The sequence below is a fragment of the Oryzihumus sp. genome, assembly GCF_036391795.1.
Taxonomy (GTDB): Bacteria; Actinomycetota; Actinomycetes; order Actinomycetales; family Dermatophilaceae; genus Oryzihumus.
The window spans coordinates 1-3897 of the sequence record NZ_DASVZH010000150.1; the positions used below are offsets into that span (position 1 = coordinate 1).

Genomic DNA, 3897 nt, shown 5'->3' on the forward strand with positions numbered 1-3897 from the left:
GCTGCGCAAGAACCTCAAGCTGCCGGGCCTGGCCTACGGCATCGACCGGTCCGGCGACGTCTACGTCACCGGGCGGGTGCCGCTGGAAGGGGTCAGCACGGCATACCTGGACCAGCTCTTCGGCGTCGTCCTCGACGCCGCCGACTCGACCTTCAACGAGCTCCTGGCCCTCGGCTTCCTGGAGTCGATGAAGAAGGAGTGGGCGTGGCGCATCTCGCGGGGGGAGTCCACCCGCAACCTCGAGGCGTTCCGGCACCTGCTCGAGGAGCAGGACGCCACCTGAGGCCGCCGCGGCGGGGCCCCTAGACTCGCCCGCATGACCTTCACCCTTGTCCTGCTGCGTCACGGCGAGAGCGTCTGGAACGCCAAGAACCTCTTCACCGGCTGGGTCGACGTCGACCTGTCCGACAAGGGCCGCGCCGAGGCCGTCAGCGCCGGCGAGCAGCTCAAGGAGAGCGGCCTGCTGCCGGACCTGGTGCACACCTCGCTGCAGCGCCGGGCGATCAACACCGCCAACCTCGCGCTCGACGCCGCCGACCGGCACTGGATCCCGGTGCGCCGGTCCTGGCGCCTCAACGAGCGGCACTACGGCGCGCTGCAGGGCAAGGACAAGAAGCAGACCCTGGAGACCTACGGCGAGGAGCAGTTCATGCTCTGGCGCCGCTCCTTCGACGTGCCGCCGCCGCCGATCGACCCCGACGACGAGTTCAGCCAGGCCCACGACGTGCGCTACGCCGGGCTCGGCGACGACGCCCCGCGCACCGAGTGCCTCAAGGACGTCATCGCCCGGATGCTGCCCTGGTGGGAGAGCGCGATCGTGCCCGACCTGCTGGAGGGCAACACCGTGCTGGTCGCGGCCCACGGCAACAGCCTGCGCGGCATCGTCAAGCACCTCGACGGCATCAGCGACACCGACATCGCCGGCCTGAACATCCCCACCGGCATGCCGCTGGTCTACCGCCTCGGCAAGGACCTCAAGCCGGAGGTGCCCGGCGGCGAGTACCTCGACCCCGAGGCCGCCAGGGCCGCCGCGGAGGCCGTCGCCAACCAGGGCCGCTGACCCAGCCCCACACACAGGTATGCCGCGCACCCCGGTGGGTGCGCGGCATACCTGTTGTTGCTGTGGGGGTCTACTCCTCGCCGTCGAGCTCGGCCTCGGTGTGCCACTCGCCGGTGACGAGGTAGACGACCCGGCGGGCCACCGACACCGCGTGGTCGGCGAAGCGCTCGTAGTAGCGGCCGACCAGCGTCGCGTCCACGGCCGCCTCGGTCCCGAACTCCCACTTGCCGCTCATGAGCTGGTTGAAGATCTCGCGGTGCAGGCGGTCCATCTCGTCGTCGTCGCGCTCGAGCTCGACCGCGGCGTCGATGTCCTTGCTGGCAATGATCGAGCCGGCCTTGGCCACGATCCGCTCGGCCACCTGGCCCATCTGGAGCACGTTGGCGCGCAGCACCGGCGGGATCGCCGACTGCGGGTAGCGCAGCCGCGCCACCTTCGCCACGTGCCGGGCCAGGTCGCCCATCCGCTCCAGGTCGGCGCTCATCCGCATCGCCGTGACGACCATCCGCAGGTCGGTGGCCACCGGCTGCTGGCGGGCGAGCAGGTCGATCGAGCGGTCGTCGAGCTCGCGGCGGATCTGGTCGATCTCGTGGTCCGCCGCGATGACGCCCTCGGCGAGGTGGATGTCCGCGTCGAGCAGCGCCGTCGTGGCTCGCGCCATGGCCGAGCCGGCCAGGCGGGTCATCTCCACCAGGTCGTCGGAGATCTTGTCGAGGTCCTCGTGAAACGCGTCGCGCATGGTCCCTTGGCTTTCCGGTGTCCGGGGCGACGCCCCGTGCCAGGCACGTCGGTGTGCCGTGACAGCACGAGACGTCGCACGTGCTCGCCCAGCCTCGCACCACGGGGTGAACTCGCGCGGGATCTCAGGTGAACTCTTGGCTTCGTGCGTGGTCAGCCCATGTTCACCCGGCCGACGCACCCTTGCGCCATGCCTATCCTGAGCATCGTGGATGCCACGACCGCAGCGATCCTCGGAGGCGTGGGCGGCCTCCTGGTGGGGGCGGTCGCGATGCTCGCCCTACGCCTGTCCGAGCGCTCCCAGCACCTGGTCACGCCGCCGGCCCCGCAGCCGAACCTTCCGGCCGGGGTCGCCGACGTGCTCGCCGTGCTGCGCTCCAGCGGCATCGTCGTGGACTCCGCCGACGCCGTGGTCAAGGCCAGCCCGTCCGCCGTGGCGCTCGGCCTGGTCCGCGAGACCGAGCTGGTGCACGCCGAGCTGCGCCACCTGGCCCGGCAGGTCCGCCGTGACGGCGTGATCCGCGAGTCCGAGCTGGAGCTGGCGCGCGGGCCGCTGGGCCGCGGCCGCCTGACGATGGGCGTGCGGGTCGCCCCGCTCGGCGGCTCCTACGTGCTGCTCCTGCTCGACGACCGCACCCAGGCCCGCCGGGTCGAGGAGATCCGCCGCGACTTCGTCGCCAACGTCAGCCACGAGCTCAAGACCCCGGTCGGCGGGCTGGCCCTGCTCGCCGAGGCGGTCGAGGGCGCGGCCGACGACCCCGAGGCGGTCGAGCGCTTCGCCCAGCGGATGCGGGTGGAGGCCACCCGACTGACCCGGCTGGTCCAGGAGATCGTCGACCTGAGCCGCCTGCAGGTGGCCGACACGCTGCACGAGCCGGTCATCGTCGACGTGGCCGAGGTGGCGGCCGAGGCCGTCGAGCGCTCGCGTCTGGTCGCCGACGCCAAGGGCATCGAGATCGCCACCGCCCTCGACGAGGGCGTCCACGTCTTCGGCGACCGCGAGCTGCTGATCACCGCGGTGGCCAACCTCGTCGGCAACGCCATCGCCTACTCCGGCAACGACACCAAGGTCGCCGTCGCGGTCCACGACGCCGACCACGGCATCGTCGAGATCGCGGTCAGCGACCAGGGCCAGGGCATCCCCGAGGACGAGCAGCAGCGGATCTTCGAGCGGTTCTACCGGGTCGACCCCGCGCGCTCCCGGGCCACGGGCGGCACCGGCCTGGGGCTGGCCATCGTCAAGCACGTGTGCGCCAACCACGGCGGCGAGGTCACGGTGTGGAGCGAGGAGGGCCGCGGGTCGACGTTCACCATGCGGCTGCCCGCCGCGCCCGAGTCCGCCGCCGACACCCACAGCTCACCGAACAGCTCACCGAACACCGAGGCGGCGCCGGCCGCCCCTGTCACCCGAGAGGTCACCCGATGACGCGCATCCTCGTGGTCGAGGACGAGCAGTCCTTCTCCGACCCGTTGTCCTACCTGCTGCGCAAGGAGGGCTACGAGGTCGCCATCGCCGAGACCGGTCCGGAGGCGCTCGAGGAGTTCGAGCGCAGCGGCGCCGACCTCGTGCTGCTCGACCTGATGCTGCCCGGCCTGTCCGGCGAGGACGTCTGCCGGGCGCTGCGGCAGCGCTCCAGCGTGCCGGTCATCATGCTCACCGCCAAGGACAGCGAGATCGACAAGGTCGTCGGCCTCGAGCTCGGCGCCGACGACTACGTCACCAAGCCCTACTCCAGCCGCGAGCTGCTCGCCCGGGTCAAGGCCGTGCTGCGCCGCGGCCACGAGCCCGAGGACCTCATGCCCTCGACGCTGGAGTCCGGCCCGGTGCGCATGGACGTCGAGCGGCACGTCGTCACCGTCAACGGCACGCAGACCGCGCTCCCGCTCAAGGAGTTCGAGCTGCTCGAGATGCTGCTGCGCAACGCCGGCCGTGTGCTGACCCGGATGCAGCTCATCGACCGGGTGTGGGGCAGCGACTACGTGGGCGACACCAAGACGCTGGACGTCCACGTCAAGCGGCTGCGCGCCAAGGTCGAGCCCGACCCGGCCAACCCGCGCTTCATCGTCACCGTGCGCGGCCTGGGCTACAAGTTCGAGGC

Annotated in this window: 5 protein-coding genes; 4 read left to right on the forward strand and 1 reads right to left on the reverse strand. The window is 71.5% G+C overall.

Features of this window, described 5'->3' with window-relative positions; all coding sequences use genetic code 11:
• Both VF825_RS08725 and VF825_RS08730 read left to right on the forward strand, forming a co-directional pair.
• A partial coding sequence (locus VF825_RS08725; protein ID WP_331112263.1) for a YbjN domain-containing protein occupies positions 1–283 on the forward strand: 283 nt, incomplete at its 5' end.
• 33 nt (positions 284–316) lie between these two features.
• On the forward strand, positions 317–1060 hold the full coding sequence (locus VF825_RS08730) for a phosphoglyceromutase (RefSeq protein WP_331112265.1): 744 nt from the start codon (positions 317–319) through the stop codon (positions 1058–1060).
• 70 nt (positions 1061–1130) lie between these two features.
• Here the strand turns inward: VF825_RS08730 and phoU are convergent, their stop codons facing one another.
• Positions 1131–1799, reverse strand: coding sequence for a phosphate signaling complex protein PhoU (phoU, locus tag VF825_RS08735; protein WP_141789544.1), 669 nt, complete (start codon positions 1797–1799; stop codon positions 1131–1133).
• Positions 1800–1988: 189 nt separating this feature from the next.
• Here phoU and VF825_RS08740 point away from each other — a divergent pair, with 189 nt between their 5' ends.
• Together VF825_RS08740 and VF825_RS08745 are read left to right on the forward strand one after the other, a co-directional pair.
• Entirely contained in the window at positions 1989–3224 is a 1236-nt protein-coding gene (locus VF825_RS08740) for a sensor histidine kinase (protein WP_331112268.1), read from the forward strand.
• Positions 3221–3897: response regulator transcription factor (locus tag VF825_RS08745; RefSeq protein WP_331112270.1), on the forward strand; the 677-nt coding region annotated here is incomplete at its 3' end. The genes VF825_RS08740 and VF825_RS08745, both read left to right, overlap by 4 nt.

Excerpts from the sequence above, each read along its gene's own strand:
- phoU (WP_141789544.1), bottom strand. The coding sequence starts at position 1,799 with ATGCGCGACGCGTTTCACGAGGACCTCGACAAGATCTCCGACGACCTG.
- VF825_RS08740 (WP_331112268.1), top strand. The coding sequence starts at position 1,989 with ATGCCTATCCTGAGCATCGTGGATGCCACGACCGCAGCGATCCTCGGA.
- VF825_RS08730 (WP_331112265.1), top strand. The coding sequence starts at position 317 with ATGACCTTCACCCTTGTCCTGCTGCGTCACGGCGAGAGCGTCTGGAAC.